This window comes from Salipiger sp. D13 (assembly GCF_003703915.1).
Lineage (GTDB): Bacteria > Pseudomonadota > Alphaproteobacteria > Rhodobacterales > Rhodobacteraceae > Salipiger > Salipiger profundus.
This window is the reverse complement of the sequence record NZ_ML112596.1, coordinates 104,673-121,221: the sequence shown is the minus strand read 5'-3', so window position 1 is coordinate 121,221 and position 16,549 is coordinate 104,673. Positions and strand designations below refer to the sequence as shown.

Below are 16,549 nucleotides of genomic sequence, written 5' to 3'. Positions count from 1 at the left end.
TTCGAGGTCGCTCATCGCGTCGCTTGTGTCGAAATCCGACCCCGCGATATCGCGACACGCCGCTAAACAGGTCTTACTGGAGAGGGGGAATCAAACCCATGCCCGAGGTCACAATCGTCTACTGGCGCGATATTCCGGCGCAGGTCATCGTCGGTCGCGGACGCCGCGGCGCGAAGGCTCCGCTGCCCGAACGTTTCGAGCAGGCGATCGACCGGGCCGCAATGAAGGTCGGCGCGCGGGATACCGACGCCTACCTCGCGGAGTGGCGCAAGGGCGACCCCTACCCGGCAGAGGGCGATCCGCAGGAGGCGGCGCAGGCCGAGGCCGAACGGATCGACCGGGAGTACGATCAGGACCGCATCAAGGCGCTGATCGCCAACGATGGCTGGGCGTGAGCTCCCGATGAGCAAGAGGAACGCCGGATGGCCCTTCTGAACTTCCGCAGCGCGAAACCCGCAAAGCCCACCGGCACGCTCGGCTCGCTGTTGTCCGACTACTCCATCGAGGTGATGCCGCGCACCGCCGCCAAGGTCGAGGACTTCCGCGCCCTGCTGCCCCGGTCCACCCGGGTCTACATCGCCCATATCGACGGCACGCCGATCGACGAGATGGTCGCCACGGCGAAACGGATCTCGGCCGAGGGGTTCGAGGTCATGCCGCATTTCCCCGCGCGCATCATCCGCGACAGGGCGACGCTCGCCGACTGGATCGCCCGCTACCAGGGCGAGGCCGGCGTGCACCAGGGCCTCATTCTCGCGGGTGGCGTCCCCGAGCCGCAGGGCGATTTCCATTCGTCGATGCAGTTGCTCGAGACCGGTCTCTTCGACAAGGCGGGCTTCGACCGGCTGCACGTCGCCGGCCACCCCGAGGGCAACCGCGACATCGACCCCGCGGGCGGCGAGGACACCGTCATGGAGGCCGCGCGCTGGAAGCAGGACTTCTCCGAGCGCACCGACGCCGAGATGGCGCTCGTCACGCAGTTCGCCTTCGAGGCCGAGCCGGTGCTTGCCTGGGGCGCCCGTCTGCGCGACGCCGGCGTGACGCTGCCGATCCATGTCGGGCTTGCCGGCCCGGCAAAGCTCCAGACCCTCATCAAGTTCGCCGTGGCCTGCGGCGTCGGCCCCTCGCTACGGGTGCTGCAGAAACGCGCGCTCGACGTGAGCAAGCTGCTGCTGCCCTACGAGCCGACCGACATCGCCACCGAGCTCGCCGCGCGCAAGGCCGCCGATCCGGCGTTTCCGATCGAGCAGGTGCATCTCTTCCCGCTTGGCGGTATCAAGAGCTGCGCCGAATGGGCCGCCACGCACGGCGGCACAGCGACACTGCCCGCAGCACGGGCAGTGTAAGACCGAAAGGCACCGCAACGGGCATGGCCAAGGCACTTCTTTTCGACCTCGACGGAACGCTGCTCGTCTCCGATCCCCTTCATATCGCCGTCTTCGGCGAGTTCTTCGCCGAGCGCGGGATGCCCTACTCCGAAGAGGTCTACGAGCGGCAGATACACGGCTCGCACAACGCCGAGATCTTCCCGCGGCTCTTTCCCGGCGAGGACGCCAAGGCGCTGGCCGAGGAAAAGGAACGCCGGTTTCGCGAACGGCTCGCGCCCGGCACGCCGCCGATGCCCGGTGCCCGAGCGCTGCTCGACCGCGCGGTCGAAAGGAACTGGCGTCTTGCCGTGGTGACCAACGCCCCGCGCATCAACGCCGAGCACATGCTGAACGCCATCGGTCTGCGCGACTACTTCGAGACGCTCGTCATCGGGGACGAATGCGCGCGCGGCAAGCCCGACCCAGAGCCCTACCTCGCGGCGATGCGCGCGCTCGACGTGAGCCCGCGCGACTGCATCGCCTTCGAGGACAGCCAGAGCGGCATGCGCGCCGCCGCGCGCTCCGGTGCCTTCGGCGTGGGCGTCCTTTCGGGCGTGGCCCCCGACCGGCTGATCGAGGTCGGCGCCAAGGCGACGATCCGCGATTTCGAAGATGACACGTTGCCGGAAATCCTGGCGCGCCTGGAAGGAGAGACCACCCCATGACAAGGACCGTAGTCGAGTCCAAGAGCAAGACCGTCACCATCGGCTTCGACGAGCCGTTCTGCGTGATCGGCGAACGCATCAACCCGACCGGCCGCAAGAAGCTGGCCGCGGAGCTCGAAGCGGGCGACTTCTCGACCGTCGAGAAGGATGCGCTGGCGCAGGTCGCCGCCGGGGCCGCGGTGCTCGATATCAATGCGGGCGTGGTCTACAACTCGAACCCCAACCCCAACGAGACCGAGCCGCCGCTGATGCGCTCCATCGTCGAGCTGGTGCAGGGCCTCGTGGACGTGCCGCTCTGCATCGACAGCTCGGTGCCGGGCGCACTCGAGGCCGGGCTCGAGGCGGCGAACGGCCGCCCGCTGCTGAACTCGGTCACCGGCGAGGAAGAGCGGCTCGAACTGGTGCTGCCGCTGGTCAAGAAATACAACGTGCCGGTCGTGGCGATCTCGAACGACGACACCGGCATCTCGGAAGATCCCGACGTGCGCTTCGCGGTGGCGAAGAAAATCGTCGAGCGGGCCGCCGATTTCGGCATTCCCGCGCATGACATCGTCGTCGATCCGCTGGTCATGCCCATCGGCGCCATGGCGACCGCCGGCCAGCAGGTCTTTGCCCTCGTGCGGCGCCTGCGCGACGAGCTGGGCGTGAACACCACCTGCGGCGCGTCCAACATCTCGTTCGGGCTGCCCAACCGGCACGGCGTCAACAACGCCTTCCTGCCGATGGCCTGCGGCGCGGGCATGACCAGCGCGATCATGAACCCCGTCGCCCTGCCCGTCACCCAGAGCAAGATCGCCGAGAAGAAGGCCGAGGTCGCCGCCGCCGGCGTCGTGCTGCCCGAGGACATGGACGACGAGACCTTCGTGACGCTCTTCGGGCTGGGCTCGACCAGGCCAAGGCCGGGGTCCGAGATGACCGCGATCCGCGCCGCGAACCTGCTGATGAACCAGGACCCGCACGGCGGCAGCTGGATCTCGTTCAACAAGGCGCTCGAAGGCGGTGCCGAGGCGGCCGGCGCGCGGGGCGGACGCCGTGGCGGCGGGCGCCGTCGCCGGGGCTGACGCGCGCCCTGCCCTCCGATCTCCTTTCATGGCGGGGCGCCTTGCGGGCGCCCCGTTTCCCGTTTCATAATCATTCCGGAGATTATGAATTCCCCTCACCGAGCGGGCTGTGGACCACCCGACCCGACGATCAAAGGCAGGACACATGAGTGACGCGCTGACCGACCTCCTCTCGACCCGCGACTGGCTGATGGCAGACGGTGCCACCGGCACCAACCTCTTCAACATGGGCCTCAGCTCGGGCGACGCGCCGGAATTCTGGAACGAGGATCATCCCGACCGCATCCGCACGCTCTACCGCAACGCGGTCGAGGCGGGCTCCGACATCTTCCTGACCAACAGCTTCGGCGCCAACGCCTCGCGGCTGAAGCTGCATGACGCCCAGCACCGCGCGCAGGAGTTGTCGCGCATGGCCGCCGAGCTCGGTCGCGAGGTCGCAGACGCCGCGGGCCGCAAGGTCGTGGTCGCGGGCTCGGTCGGCCCCACCGGCGAGATCATGGGTGCCGTCGGCACGCTCAGCCATGAGACCGCCGTCGAGATGTTCGAGGAAACCGCGACCGGCCTCAAGGAAGGCGGCGCCGACGTGCTCTGGGTCGAAACGATCTCGGCGGCCGAGGAATTCGCCGCCGCCGCCGAGGCCTTTGCCAACGTCGGCATGCCGTGGTGCGGCACCATGAGCTTCGACACCGCTGGGCGCACGATGATGGGGCTCACGTCCGAGAACTTCGTGAAGCTGGTCGAGGGGCTGCCGAACCCGCCGCTGGCCTTCGGGGCCAACTGCGGCGTCGGTGCGGCGGACCTGCTGCGCACCGTGCTGGGCTTCTCGGCCACCGGCACCGAGCGCCCGATCATCGCCAAGGGCAACGCCGGCATCCCGCGCTACGAGGACGGCCACATCCATTACAACGGCACGCCCGAGCTGATGGCGAAATACGCCTGCCTGGCGTGGGAGTCCGGCGCCCGCATCATCGGCGGCTGCTGCGGCACGATGCCCGAGCACCTGCGCGCCATGCGGGCCGCGCTCGAAAGCCACACCAAGGGGCCGCGCCCCACGCTCGAGCAGATCGCCGAGACGCTGGGCGGGTTCAGCTCGGACAGCGACGGCACCGGCGACACGTCCGATGCGCCGAAGCGGGAACGTCGCGGCCGCCGTCGCGGCTGAACACTGGGCGCCGCCCCTCGCGGCGGTCAAAGAAAAAGGGCCGGCCCCCGATGGAAGCCGGCCCGTCGATCCCGGCGCATGCGCGCGCCGGGATATGCGCCTGTCTCAGACGAACTCGATGTTGGCCATGCTCAGCTCGGCCTGGGTCACACCCTCGAAGGTGATCATGTGACCGTCCGCCTCGACCATGGTCGAGGTCATGCCGTCCATCGTGGTCTCGGTGAAGGTCAGGTCGTCGGCGCTGACACCGAAGAGCTCGACCACGTCCTCGGAGACATCGAAGTCGGTGACCACGTCGGACTCGCCGTCGCGGATGTCGTTGAAGACGAAGGTGTCGGCACCGTCGCCACCCGACATCATGTCGTCGCCCCAGCCGCCGACCATGCGGTCGTCGCCCGAGCCACCCATGAGCATGTCGTTGCCGTTGCCGCCTGCGACGAAGTCGTTGCCTGCGCCGCCGTCGACATGGTCGTCAGCCGCGCCCGCGCCGATCACGTCGTCGCCGTCGCCGCCTTCGATCCAGTCCATGCCGCCGCCGCCGCCGAGGCTGTCGGCGCCGTCACCGCCCATGACGGTGTCGTCGCCTGCGGCGCCACCCATGGTGTCGCTGCCGGTGCCGCCGGTGAGCATGTCGTCACCGTTGCCGCCGTTGACGATGTCGTCGCCCGCGCCGCCGTCGACCGTGTCGTTGCCGTCGCCGCCACCGAGAGCGTCGTCACCGGCACCGCCCGAAAGCATGTCCATGCCGGCACCGCCGCCAAGCGCGTCGTTGCCATCACCGCCGTCGGCCGTGTCGTTGCCGTCGCCGCCGGAGATGACGTCATTGCCCGCGCCGCCGTTGAGCACGTCGTCGCCCTCGGCACCCACGAGGCTGTCGGCACCGCCGCCGCCGCCGATGTTGTCGTTGCCGGCATCGCCGCGCAGGAAGTCGCGACCGTTGTCGCCCCGCAGGATGTCGTCGCCGTCACCGCCATAGGCCCAGTCGAACGAATTGCCGGTGTGGCTGTTGTCGAAGCCGTCGTCACCGTCGGCCCAGCTGCCGGTGTGGATCTCGTCATTGCCGGCACCTCCGTAGATGGTATCGGAGCCGTCGGCCATGGCGTTGAAGCCACCGCCTGTCGCCGTCGAGACCCGGCTGTCGTCGTCGCCGGTGATGATGTCGTCACCGTCGCCGCCCTCGATCATGTCGTTGCCGGCACCGCCCGCGTAGCCGTTGTCGTATTCCGACAGCGGCAGCGCGCCCGAGGCACCCGCATCGGCCAGGTTCAGCATGTTCGTATCACCGTCGCCCGCCTGCAGCGTGTCGTTGCCGACACCGCCATCAAGCGCATCCATACCGCCGTTGCCGAACAGCAGGTCGTTGCCGGAGCCGCCGAGCATGGTGTCGTTGCCGGCACCGCCGCCCATGTTGTCGTCACCGGAGTTGCCTTCGAGCCAGTCGTTGCCGCCGGCACCGCGCAGGATGTCGTCGCCACCCTGGCCATAGGCGCTATCGTCGGCCATGCCGGTGTGGCTGTTGTCGAAGCCGTCGTCGCCGTCGGCCCAGCTGCCGGTGTGGATCTCGTCATTGCCGTCACCGCCATAGATCACGTCGGAGCCGTCGGCATCGGCATCGAACTCGCTGCCCGCGGCCGAGGACACGCGGCTGTCGTCGTCACCGGTGATGATGTCGTCGCCGGCACCGCCGTCGATGGTGTCGTCACCCGCTCCGCCGGCATAGCCGTTGTCGTAGTCCGAGAGGCCAAGGCTGCCCGACGCGCCGTCGTCGGCGGCGTTCTCGGCGTTGTCGTCGAGACCGCCCATGATCCGGTCATCGTCGGCACCGCCGTCGATGGTGTCCGCACCGCCATTGCCGGTGAGCGAATCGTCACCGCCAGCACCGGTGATCAGGTCGTCACCGTTGCCGCCCTCGACCATGTCGTTGGCGTCGGTGGCCATGTAGGTCTCTCCGTCCGCGCCAAGCATCACGTCGGCACCGGCTGCGTCACGCTGCATGTCGAGCAGGGTCAGCGCATCCTCGAGCGAGCTCATCTCCAGTTCGCCGGCCGCCGCGGGAAGGATCGCGGTAAAGCCGTTCTCGCCACCGTCGACCTCGCCGTCGGTGCCCTCGCCGATCCCGTCGGGCACGGTGACGCCGTGCAGCACGATCTCGCGGAAGTCGAGCGGCATGATGTCGGAGCGGTTGTAGTCACCACCCGAAACCGGGCTGAAGAAGTTGGCCGCGTCGTTCAGGTCGAACGACATGATGTAGGTGAAGTTGCCGTCGGCGTCGGTCATCGGCGCGTCGCCGTCACCGTTCGTGAGCGGCATCAGCACGTCGCCGTAGGCGCCGAGACCCTCGAGCACCTCGACCATGCCGTCGCCGTCGGCGTCGTCGGTGATGTCGGGCGTGGTCGAGTCCGCCGGGTTTCCGTCCTCGTCGAAGAGACCGTGGATGTGCTGCGGCACGGGCGCGTTCGCTTCCATCCCGGTGACGGTGATCGCGACGTTGATATACTGGGTGCCGTCATCGTTCATCGCGCCGACGGCGGCAATCGCGGAGCCGCTGACGCCGGAGCTGTTCAGGGCCGTGAGCTGGGTGCTGTAGATGGACTCGGCCGAGTTCAGGAATGCCTCGAAATCGGAATAGCTGGTGCCGGGAACTGGCATGATCTTCCTCCCTGTGGGATCGTTGCAAGTGCCGTAGTCACGGCCCCCCGGAAAAGGCAGTTTCAAAAAACATCAAAAAAACTTGGATTTATTGCGAGCACCCCCGGCGCGGGCGACATCTCAGGTCGCGTCGAAGAGCGAAAGCTGGTCGCCCGCACGCGGCGGCGGTCGGAAGAGATCGCACCTGAGCGGCGGCAGATCGCGGTCCAGACCGAGCCTGCGCGCGGCCTTGCGAAACCGCTGCGCAATGATCTGGGCATAGTGCCCCTCGCCCCGCATGCGGGTGTGCCATGTGGCGCTGTAATCCTGCCCGCCGTGCATCTCGCGCAGCCGCGCCATGACCCGCGCCGCGCGGTCGGGATAGTGCTCGGCCAGCCACTCCTGCCAGAGCGGCGAGACCTCGTGCGGCAGCCGCAACATGATCCAGCTCGCCGCGCTGGCACCGGCCTCGGCCCCCTCGGCAAGGATCGCCTCGAGCTCGTGATCGGTGAGCGCGGGCACCACTGGAGACACCATCAGCCGCACCTCGATGCCCGCCTCGGACAGGCGCCGGACCGTGGCCAGCCGCCGCGCCGGGGATGGCACCCGCGGCTCCATCCGCCGGGCGAGCCCCGCATCCAGCGTGGTGACCGAGATTCCGACCCGCGCGAGCCCCTGCCCGGCCATGTCTGACAGGATGTCGATGTCGCGCTCGATCAGCGTGCCCTTGGTGACGATGGCCACCGGGTGGCGAAAGTCGCGCAGCACCTCGAGACAGGCGCGCATGATGCCACGGTCGCGCTCGATCGGCTGGTAGGGATCGGTGTTGGTGCCGATGGCGAGGGTCGCGACCCTGTAGCGGCGCGATCTCAACTCGCGCGCCAGCACCTCGGGGGCATCGGGGCGCGCCACCAGCCGGGTCTCGAAATCGAGCCCCGGCGAGAGCCCGAGGTAGGCATGCGTCGGTCGCGCGAAGCAGTAGATGCAGCCATGCTCGCAACCGCGATAGGGGTTGATGGTCCGGTCGAACGGGATGTCGGGCGAGGCGACGTAGTTGATGAGGCTGCGCGGCCGCTCGTCGCTGACGCTCGTGCGCAGGGGCGGCAGCTCTTCGGGAATGTCCCAGCCGTCAGAGGTGTCCTCGTAGTGCAGCCGCTCGAACCGGCCGCTCTCGCGGCTGGCGGCCCCACGTCCGGGACGGCGGTCTTGCGGAACGAAACGCTGGCTATGACTCATGGCTCCATGGTAGAACATAAGAGGAACACGTGCAACGCAGACCGCCACAGGTCGCTGGCGGACCCGCGCGTGTCGCAAACATCCAAGCGCCTTCGGCCATCCGGTCGCAGGAAGAATCCCAGACCCCGCGTGCCAAGCCACGCCCAAACCCAGGGAAACGCGCATGTCCGACGAAGAAGACGACATCATCCTGAGCGAGCTGAACGACGAAGAGCTGGTCGAGCAGATGTTCGACGACCTCTACGACGGCATGAAGGACGAGATCGAGGAAGGCGTAAACATCCTTCTCGAGCGCGGCTGGCAGCCCTACGACATCCTCACCAAGGCGCTCGTCGGCGGCATGACCATCGTGGGCCACGACTTCCGCGACGGTATCCTGTTCGTGCCCGAGGTGCTGCTTGCAGCGAACGCGATGAAAGGCGGCATGCGCATCCTCAAGCCGCTGCTGGCCGAGACCGGCGCGCCGACCATCGGCAAGATGGTGATCGGCACGGTCAAGGGCGACATCCACGACATCGGCAAGAACCTTGTGGCGATGATGATGGAAGGCGCCGGGTTCGAGGTCGTCGACCTCGGCATCAACAACCCTGTCGAGAACTACATCGAGGCCGCCGCCAACGAGAAAGCCGACATCATCGGCATGTCGGCGCTGCTGACCACGACGATGCCCTACATGAAGGTCGTGATCGACGCGATGGTCGAACAGGGCATTCGCGACGACTACGTCGTTCTGGTGGGCGGCGCGCCGCTCAACGAGGAATTCGGCAAGGCCATCGGCGCCGATGCCTACTGCCGCGACGCGGCGGTGGCCGTCGAGACCGCCAAGGACCTGCTCGCGCGGCGCCACAACCAGCGCGCCACGGGCTGACCGGACGGGAGCATGCAGGGGTCCGGAAGCTCACGACCTGGCCCCTGTCACGTATCCTGAACCAAGCCTTCGGAGGCGGGCGCCACGTGGCGGAATTTGGCGGAATACATCGACAGGAGCGGAATTGGCTTTAATTGTAAGGCCCAAGCGCCTATCTTTCGAGTACGCGAAAGGAGTCGATCATGCCGGTGACACAACTCGTGACCCTCATCATCGCGGTTCTGGCGATGTCGGGGCTGACCATCTGGGCGTTCCTGTCCTGGGGCGCAGGCACCGTGATCCCCGTGCTTCTGGCCGCGGCCCTGCTCGTCCGGTGGGCGATGTCCCCGGTCGCGCCGGATGACGGACACGCCTGACCGTTCCGCGCCCGATGACGCGACACTGACCCGCAAGGGCCTTGCGCCTGCGGGCCGGGGTCGGGTCCTGTTGATCGCCTGCGGCGCGCTCGCCCGCGAGATCGTCGACCTCAAGCGGCAGACGGGCTGGGATCATCTCGACCTCACCTGCCTGCCCGCCATCCTGCACAACCATCCCGAAAAGATCACCGACGCGGTGCGCGCCGCCGTCGCGAAACATCGCGATGCCTACGACCGCATCTGCGTCGTCTATGCCGATTGCGGCACCGGCGGGCGGTTGCAGGCCGCCTGCGACGCGCTGGGCGTCGAGATGATCGCGGGCCCGCACTGCTACGCCTTCTACGAGGGCCTCGACCGCTTTGCCGAGATCGACGAGCCGACGAGCTTCTACCTCACCGATTTTCTCGTGCGCCAGTTCGATGCCTTCGTCTGGGAGCCGCTTGGGCTCGACCGTCACCCGGCACTGCGCGACATGTATTTCGGCAATTACGAGAAGCTCGTGTACCAGGCACAGACCGACGATCCGGCGCTCACGGCGCAGGCCGAGGCACATGCCGCGCGGCTCGGTCTTCGGTTCGAACGCCGTTTCACCGGATACGGCGACCTGCAGACGGCCCTTGCGCGCTGGGCCGACCGGGCCTGAGCCCTCGCGCCCCGTCCCCGTTAGTCGTCGGCAAGGCTCTCGCGCAGCACCACCGAGATCGGCACCATGGCGACGCTGGTCGCCCGGTCCTGCAGGCCCCAGAGCAGCAGCGCCGAGACTGTGTCGGCGCGCAGCCGCCCCATCATCACCACCGCGCCCTCCTGCCGCGCCTTGAACGCCGCCTGATCGAGGAACCGGCGCATCACGCGCGGGTCCTGCCCCTCGCCGTCGAAATCGCGGAACACCGTGGCCGAGGGCACGCCCTCGCGAAGCGCCAGCGCCTGCCCGGTGTTCAGACCGTTCGGCAACATCAGCAAACCGTGCCCCGAGGCCAGCAGGATCTGCGCCGCCTGCTCGGACACCGCGCGCGACGCCTGAAGCCCCATGTCCGGGTCCTCGAGCACCGCGACCGCTTCCGGAACCGCATCGAGCGCGCCTCCGAGCGACACCTCGACATCGCTGGCCTGCGCGCCCTCGGGGGCCCCGGCCACGGCCAGCACCTCGAACCCACGTCCGCGGTAGCCGCGGGCGGCGGCGGCCGGATCTGGATGCGACGGCGAGATCGCGAAGCTGACCGGAAACGGGAACTCGCCGACGGTATCGGGACCGAGCGGCCCCACGCCGTCGTCGATCAGCACGATCGCCATGCGCGGCTCGTCCGCCGCAACGTCGACGTCGGCCGCGAAGCGTTCAAGCGGCGGCTTGTCCTGCGCTTCGGCCTCGGGCGCGGCTTCCGTGTCCTCCGGGGTATCGCCAATGCTCGGCAGGCGACTGCTCGACGCGCTGTCACGCTCCAGAAGCGACCGGGCCGGCGTGCCGATCGCGGGCCGGGCGCTGGCGGTCTCCTGCGCGCTTTCCGCGCCCTGCACCTCTGGCTCCGGGGGCGCGGGTGCGTCCTCGACCGGTGAGACTGTGTCGGGCGCCTCGGGCCGCTGGGCCGGCAGCGGCGGCTCCGGCGTCACGGTGGCGAGATCGGGCGTGACATCGGAGGCAGGCGCGATCGGCGCGGTCGCCTCGGCGCGGTCCGGCGCAGCCATGTCGATCCGCGCATCCGGAGTTCCGGTTTCGGGCGCCGCCGGCGTCTCCGGCGCATCAACGGCGGTGACCATTTCGGGGGGCGTGTCGCTCGAGCTTTCGACGGGCGCGCTCTCAGCCCCGGCCACTGCGGGCGATGCGGTCTCGGCGCGCTTCGGGACCTCGCCAAGCGCCACGTCGCCTACCGACGGCGCCTCGTCCGGTTCAACGGGCTCCAACGGAGGCGTGAGCTCCGTCACCGTTTCGGGTGGCGTGTCACCGGTCTCCGCAAGGGGCGCCGGCTCACTTGACGGAGCGGCAGGCGCCGCCGGCTCGTCTCGGGAGGTCGCGGGGGTGGTGGGCGCCATGCGCGACGGCGCGGCCTCCGGCTCCGGGTCCTCGGGCGCCGGAGGCGCATCGGAGGCGACCGGCGCGTTTTCCGGAAGCACATCCGGCACGGGCGCCGAGGGCTTCTCCATGGTCTCGGCCTCACTCACCTCGGGCGCGGACACGCCCGGTGCACCTGGTGCGTCCGGCTCAGCGATGGACGGCGCCGTGGTGTCCGTCGCGACCTCCGGAGACGCTGGCTGCCGCTCGGGCGGACCTACGACGACCGCCACCACCCCGGCCCCGAGGATCGAGACCGCCGTGCCCATCACCGCGCCCGCGAGAAAGCCCTTGCCCATGCGCTCTTTTGCCCCCGTTCTGCCCGGTGGCCCTGTCCCGGCCACTGTCCCGGCGCATGCCCTTGACGCTGCACCTTGTCCGGGCGCATGTATAGCCCGGACAGCGAACCTCCTTCCAGACCGAGAATGTCACATGCTCCTGCTCATCGACAATTATGACAGCTTTACCTACAACCTCGTCCACTACGTCGGCGAGCTGGGGGTCGAGACGCAGGTCTGGCGAAACGACGCGCTGAACGTGCAGGAGGCGATGGCGCTGAAGCCCACCGGCATCCTGCTGAGCCCCGGCCCCTGCGACCCGGACCAGGCGGGCATCTGCCTCGCGCTGACCGAGGCCGCCGCGGAAACCGGCGTCCCGCTCTTCGGTGTCTGCCTCGGCCATCAGACCATCGGACAGGCGTTCGGCGGCAAGGTCGTGCAGCATGCCGAGATCGTGCACGGCAAGATGGGCCTCGTGCACCACGACGGCACCGGCGTCTTCGCCGGGCTGCCTTCGCCGTTCGAGGCGACGCGCTACCACAGCCTCGTGGTCGAGCGCGACAGCCTGCCCGACTGCCTGATCGCCAACGCCTGGCTCGAGGACGGCACCATCATGGGGCTGCGTCACCGCGACCTGCCCATCCACGGCGTGCAGTTCCACCCCGAGAGCATTGCCTCGGAACATGGTCACGCGCTGATCCAGAATTTCCTCGATACGATGAAGGTCCCCGCATGAGCGACCGACTGAAGCCGTTGATCGGCACCGCCGCCAGCCGGCCCCTGACCCGCGCCGAGGCGGAAACCGCCTTTGACGTGCTGTTCGAGGGTGAGGCCACCCCCGCTCAGATGGGCGGGCTGCTCATGGCACTGCGCACCCGGGGCGAGACGGTCGACGAATACACCGCCGCCGCGAGCGTGATGCGCGCCAAGTGCAACCCGGTGACCGCGCCCGCGGGCGCCATCGACATCGTCGGCACCGGCGGCGACGGCAAGGGCACGCTGAACATCTCGACCGCCACCGCCTTTGTCGTGGCCGGCGCCGGCGTGACCGTGGCCAAGCACGGCAACCGCAACCTGTCGTCGAAATCCGGCTCGGCCGACGCGCTTGGCCAGATGGGGATCGAGGTCATGCTGCCCGCCAAGGCCATCGCCCCCATCCTAGAAGAGGTCGGCATCTGCTTCATGATGGCGCCGATGCACCACCCGGCGATGAAGCACGTCGCCCCGGTGCGCATCGAGCTCGGCACCCGCACCATCTTCAACATCCTCGGGCCGATCACCAATCCCGCGGGCGTCAAGCGTCAGCTCACTGGCGCCTTCTCGCGCGAGCTCATTCGCCCGATGGCCGAGACACTGGGCCAGCTCGGCTCCGAGCGGGCGTGGCTGGTGCACGGCTCGGATGGCACCGACGAGCTGGCAATCTCCGGGGTGAGCTGGGTCGCGGCGCTCGAGGAAGACGGCAGCGTCCGCGAGGTCGAGCTGCACCCCGAGGACGCCGGCCTGCCCGAGCATCCCTTCGAGGAAATCGTCGGCGGCACCCCCTCCGAGAACGCCAAGGCCTTCCGTGCACTGCTCGATGGCGCCCAGACCGCCTACCGCGACGCGGTGCTGCTGAATTCCGCCGCAGCACTTGTGGTATCCGGCAAGGCCGCCGACCTGCGCGAGGGCGTCGCCATGGCGCGCCAGAGCATCGACAGCGGCGCGGCGAAGGGCAAGGTAACCGCGCTGGCTTCCGCCACGCAGAAGGCCGCATGACCCCGCCGAAGGCATGGGCTGCGCTGCCCTTCTTCCGGGACGACCTGCCACGGATCGAGGCGGCGCTGGCGGCCGAGACCCGGGACGTGCTGCCGCCCGCGCCGCAGGTCTTCGCGGCGCTCAAGGCCTGCGCGCCCGACGATGTCCGCGTCGTAATCCTCGGACAGGATCCCTACCCGACGCCCGGCCATGCGCATGGGCTGGCCTTTTCGGTCGCGCCCGACGTGCGCCCGTTGCCGCGTTCCCTCGGCAACATCTACAAGGAGCTCGAGGCCGAGTTCGGGGCCGTGCCACCAAACGGCGACCTGCGCTTCTGGGCCCGCCAGGGTGTGCTGCTGCTTAACACCTCGCTCACGGTTCCGGCCGGCAACGCCGGGGCGCATGCCCGTCTCGGCTGGTCGAAGCTTACATCGCAAACTATTGAATTTCTTTCAGATCGACCCCGCGCCTTCATCCTCTGGGGGAAACACGCACAAGGCTTCGACAAGCACATTCTCGGCAACGACCACCTCGTGCTGCGCGCCCCTCATCCCTCGCCACTCTCGGCGCGGCGCGGCTTTTTCGGATCGCGCCCCTTTTCGCGGGTGAACGAGTGGCTTATTGCGAAGGGTGAACCGCCGATCAACTGGACGACGCCGGAGGAGGCCTGCCCATGACCCTGACGATCCTCGACAAGATCAAGGCCTACAAGCTGGAAGAGATTGCCGCCGACAAGGCCGTGAAGCCGCTGTCGGAGATCGAGGCCGAGGCGAAGGCCGCCGGCCCGATCCGTCCCTTCGCCGGCGCTCTGCGCAAGGCGGCGGAAACGGGCTACGGTCTGATCGCCGAAGTCAAGAAGGCGTCGCCTTCCAAGGGGCTGATCCGCGAGGATTTTCACCCGGCGACGCTTGCAGCGGCCTACGAGCGCGGCGGCGCAACCTGCCTCTCGGTGCTGACCGATACGCCCTCTTTCCAAGGCGCCAAGTCCTTTCTCACCGAGGCGCGCGCGGCCACGTCGCTGCCGGCGCTGCGCAAGGACTTCATGTATGACACCTACCAGGTCGCCGAGGCGCGTGCGCTCGGGGCCGACTGCATCCTGATCATCATGGCCTCGGTCTCCGATGCGCAGGCGGCCGAACTCGAAGACGCGGCCAACGCCTGGGGCATGGACGCGCTGATCGAGGTTCACGATGCCGCGGAGCTCGAACGCGCGCTCAAGCTGAAATCACCGCTGATGGGCGTGAACAACCGCAATCTCAAGACCTTCGAGACCACGCTCGAGACGACGCGCGTGCTGTCGACGATGGTGCCGTCTGATCGTCTGCTGATCTCCGAATCCGGTCTGAACACCCCCGCCGATCTCGCCGACATGGCTGGCTACGGGGCGCGGGCGTTCCTGATCGGCGAAAGCCTGATGCGGCAGGAGAACGTCGAAGACGCGACGCGGACACTGCTGAAGGACCCGGTGGCGGCATGAGCGGGCTCACCCATTTCGACGCCAAGGGCGACGCCCACATGGTCGACGTCTCCGACAAGGCCGTCACCGCCCGCATCGCCACCGCCGAAGGCTGGGTAAAGATGGCGCCCGAAACCTTTGAAATCATTACCGAAGGTCGTGCCAAGAAGGGCGATGTGATCAGCGTTGCACGGCTCGCCGGGATCATGGGCGCGAAGAAGACGCCGGAGCTGATCCCGCTGTGCCATCCGCTTCCCGTGACCAAGGTGACGGTCGATCTGACCCCGGACGCCGATCTTCCGGGGCTGCGGATCGAGGCAACGGTCAAGACCACCGGCCAGACCGGTGTCGAGATGGAGGCGCTGACCGCCGTCTCGACCGCGGCGCTGACCGTCTATGACATGGCCAAGGCCGTCGACAAGGCCATGGAGATCGGCGGCATCCGCGTGGTCCTGAAAGATGGCGGAAAGTCAGGGCGTTACGAGGCGACATGATCCCGGTATCGGAAGCGCTCGACAAGCTGTTCGCCCTCGTCAGGCCGCTGGAAGTCGAAGAGGTCCCTCTGCTCCAGGCAGCCGGCCGCGTTCTTGCCCGTCCGGTCACCGCGAACCGTGACCAGCCGCCGTTCTCGGCCTCCGCGATGGATGGCTACGCCGTGGCGGAGGCAGCCCCCGGCATGACCTTCAGGGTCATCGGCGAAGCCGCGGCCGGGAGTGCGTTCCCGGGCCACGTCGGCCCCGGAGACGCCGTGCGCATCTTCACCGGCGCTCCCGTCCCGAATGGCGCGAAAACCGTTGTGATTCAGGAAGATGTCGACCGGACCGGCGACCAGATCACCATTACCGATCGGCTCGGGGCCGGAACCAACATTCGGCCGCACGGCGGCGACTTCAAGGTCGGTGAGACGATTCCGGCGCCACGCCGGCTCGGGCCGCAGGACATCGCCCTTCTGGCCGCCATGAACGTGGCCCATGTGCCGGTCACGCGACGCCCCAGGGTCGCGCTGGTGTCGACCGGCGACGAACTCGTCATGCCGGGCGAAACACCCGGTCCCGACCAGATCATCGTATCGAACACCTTCGGACTGCATGCCTTGCTGACAGACCTCGGCGCCGAGCCCCGGCTCCTGCCTATTGCCCGCGACAGCGAAAGCGCCCTGCGCACGGTGCTCGGGCTTGTCGATGACGCCGATCTGGTCATCACCATCGGCGGCGCCTCGGTGGGCGATCACGACCTTGTCGCGACGGTGGCCGAGAGCATGGGACTCGACCGCGCCTTCCACAAGGTGGCGATGCGTCCGGGCAAGCCGCTCATGTCCGGCCGGCTGGGCGAGGCGATGATGCTCGGGCTTCCGGGAAATCCGGTATCTGCAATGGTTTGCGGGCATATCTTCATGGCGCCGGTGATCCGCGCGATGCTCGGACTGGGCGCTGCACCGGCGGCGCGCGAAACGATCAAACTCGCCGCCGATATCGGCGCGAACGGCCCCCGCGAACACTACATGCGGGCCCGCCTCGGGGCCGGCGGCGCCAAGGTGTTCGACCGACAGGACAGCTCGTTGCTGAGCGTGCTTGGCGCGTCGGACGCGCTGGTCGTGCGCCCGCCGCATGATCCCGCGCGCAGCCAAGGCGACGAGGTCGAGATCGTTCGGCTCTGATACAAGACCGCCGCTTCACATGTTGACACAAAAAGTG

At 68.3% G+C, this 16,549-nt stretch carries 17 protein-coding genes; 14 read left to right on the top strand and 3 right to left on the bottom strand.

The window, feature by feature from the left end:
• Positions 1 to 98: 98 nt before the first annotated feature.
• The 5 genes from D6860_RS12165 to bmt all read left to right on the top strand — a co-directional run bounded on the left by D6860_RS12165 (position 99) and on the right by bmt (position 4,255).
• A complete protein-coding gene (locus D6860_RS12165) occupies positions 99 to 395 on the top strand; it encodes a virulence factor (RefSeq protein ID WP_017467626.1) in 297 nt (98 codons plus the stop codon).
• A 27-nt stretch (positions 396 to 422) separates the two neighbouring features.
• Positions 423 to 1,346, top strand: coding sequence for a methylenetetrahydrofolate reductase (locus D6860_RS12160; protein WP_017467625.1), 924 nt, complete (start codon positions 423 to 425; stop codon positions 1,344 to 1,346).
• A 23-nt stretch (positions 1,347 to 1,369) separates the two neighbouring features.
• The gene (locus D6860_RS12155; RefSeq protein WP_076624710.1) at positions 1,370 to 2,032 is read left to right on the top strand and encodes an HAD family hydrolase; all 663 of its coding nucleotides are present in this window, start codon (positions 1,370 to 1,372) and stop codon (positions 2,030 to 2,032) included.
• Positions 2,029 to 3,093 (top strand): methyltetrahydrofolate cobalamin methyltransferase, encoded by a 1,065-nt coding sequence (locus tag D6860_RS12150; protein ID WP_076624711.1) that lies wholly within the window; start codon positions 2,029 to 2,031, stop codon positions 3,091 to 3,093. Before D6860_RS12155 ends, D6860_RS12150 begins: the two co-directional genes overlap by 4 nt.
• A gap of 145 nt (positions 3,094 to 3,238) precedes the next feature.
• Positions 3,239 to 4,255, top strand: coding sequence for a betaine--homocysteine S-methyltransferase (bmt, locus tag D6860_RS12145; protein ID WP_076624712.1), 1,017 nt, complete (start codon positions 3,239 to 3,241; stop codon positions 4,253 to 4,255).
• A 105-nt stretch (positions 4,256 to 4,360) separates the two neighbouring features.
• Here bmt and D6860_RS12140 read toward each other — a convergent pair whose 3' ends face one another.
• Positions 4,361 to 6,904 carry a calcium-binding protein gene (locus tag D6860_RS12140; protein ID WP_076624713.1) on the bottom strand — a complete coding sequence of 848 codons (2,544 nt, stop codon included), beginning with the start codon at positions 6,902 to 6,904 and terminating at the stop codon, positions 4,361 to 4,363.
• A gap of 120 nt (positions 6,905 to 7,024) precedes the next feature.
• Positions 7,025 to 8,119 (bottom strand): PA0069 family radical SAM protein, encoded by a 1,095-nt coding sequence (locus D6860_RS12135; protein ID WP_076625440.1) that lies wholly within the window; start codon positions 8,117 to 8,119, stop codon positions 7,025 to 7,027.
• A 163-nt stretch (positions 8,120 to 8,282) separates the two neighbouring features.
• Between D6860_RS12135 and D6860_RS12130 the strand changes: the two genes are divergently transcribed.
• From D6860_RS12130 to D6860_RS12125, 3 genes are all read left to right on the top strand, one after another.
• Positions 8,283 to 8,987 (top strand): corrinoid protein, encoded by a 705-nt coding sequence (locus D6860_RS12130; protein WP_017467866.1) that lies wholly within the window; start codon positions 8,283 to 8,285, stop codon positions 8,985 to 8,987.
• Between the two features lie 182 nt (positions 8,988 to 9,169).
• On the top strand, positions 9,170 to 9,343 hold the full coding sequence (locus tag D6860_RS25255) for a hypothetical protein (protein ID WP_017467865.1): 174 nt from the start codon (positions 9,170 to 9,172) through the stop codon (positions 9,341 to 9,343).
• Complete coding sequence (locus tag D6860_RS12125) at positions 9,327 to 9,986, top strand: DUF1638 domain-containing protein (protein ID WP_076624714.1); 660 nt, start codon at positions 9,327 to 9,329, stop codon at positions 9,984 to 9,986. Before D6860_RS25255 ends, D6860_RS12125 begins: the two co-directional genes overlap by 17 nt.
• Positions 9,987 to 10,006: 20 nt before the next feature.
• Here the strand turns inward: D6860_RS12125 and D6860_RS12120 are convergent, their stop codons facing one another.
• Positions 10,007 to 11,686 carry a divergent polysaccharide deacetylase family protein gene (locus D6860_RS12120; protein WP_076624715.1) on the bottom strand — a complete coding sequence of 560 codons (1,680 nt, stop codon included), beginning with the start codon at positions 11,684 to 11,686 and terminating at the stop codon, positions 10,007 to 10,009.
• A gap of 133 nt (positions 11,687 to 11,819) precedes the next feature.
• Between D6860_RS12120 and D6860_RS12115 the strand changes: the two genes are divergently transcribed.
• The 6 genes from D6860_RS12115 to glp are packed head-to-tail and all read left to right on the top strand — an operon-like array spanning position 11,820 to position 16,512.
• Positions 11,820 to 12,401: an anthranilate synthase component II gene (locus D6860_RS12115; RefSeq protein WP_076624716.1), complete on the top strand. Its 582-nt coding sequence runs from the start codon at positions 11,820 to 11,822 to the stop codon at positions 12,399 to 12,401.
• Complete coding sequence (trpD, locus tag D6860_RS12110) at positions 12,398 to 13,420, top strand: anthranilate phosphoribosyltransferase (protein ID WP_076624717.1); 1,023 nt, start codon at positions 12,398 to 12,400, stop codon at positions 13,418 to 13,420. Before D6860_RS12115 ends, trpD begins: the two co-directional genes overlap by 4 nt.
• Positions 13,417 to 14,076 carry a uracil-DNA glycosylase gene (locus tag D6860_RS12105; protein WP_076624718.1) on the top strand — a complete coding sequence of 220 codons (660 nt, stop codon included), beginning with the start codon at positions 13,417 to 13,419 and terminating at the stop codon, positions 14,074 to 14,076. The genes trpD and D6860_RS12105 overlap by 4 nt, the downstream gene beginning before the upstream one ends.
• Positions 14,073 to 14,876 carry an indole-3-glycerol phosphate synthase TrpC gene (trpC, locus tag D6860_RS12100; protein WP_076624719.1) on the top strand — a complete coding sequence of 268 codons (804 nt, stop codon included), beginning with the start codon at positions 14,073 to 14,075 and terminating at the stop codon, positions 14,874 to 14,876. Before D6860_RS12105 ends, trpC begins: the two co-directional genes overlap by 4 nt.
• Entirely contained in the window at positions 14,873 to 15,349 is a 477-nt protein-coding gene (moaC, locus tag D6860_RS12095) for a cyclic pyranopterin monophosphate synthase MoaC (protein ID WP_076624720.1), read from the top strand. The genes trpC and moaC overlap by 4 nt, the downstream gene beginning before the upstream one ends.
• The gene (gene glp, locus D6860_RS12090; protein ID WP_076624721.1) at positions 15,346 to 16,512 is read left to right on the top strand and encodes a molybdopterin molybdotransferase MoeA; all 1,167 of its coding nucleotides are present in this window, start codon (positions 15,346 to 15,348) and stop codon (positions 16,510 to 16,512) included. The genes moaC and glp overlap by 4 nt, the downstream gene beginning before the upstream one ends.
• Positions 16,513 to 16,549 lie beyond the last annotated feature (37 nt).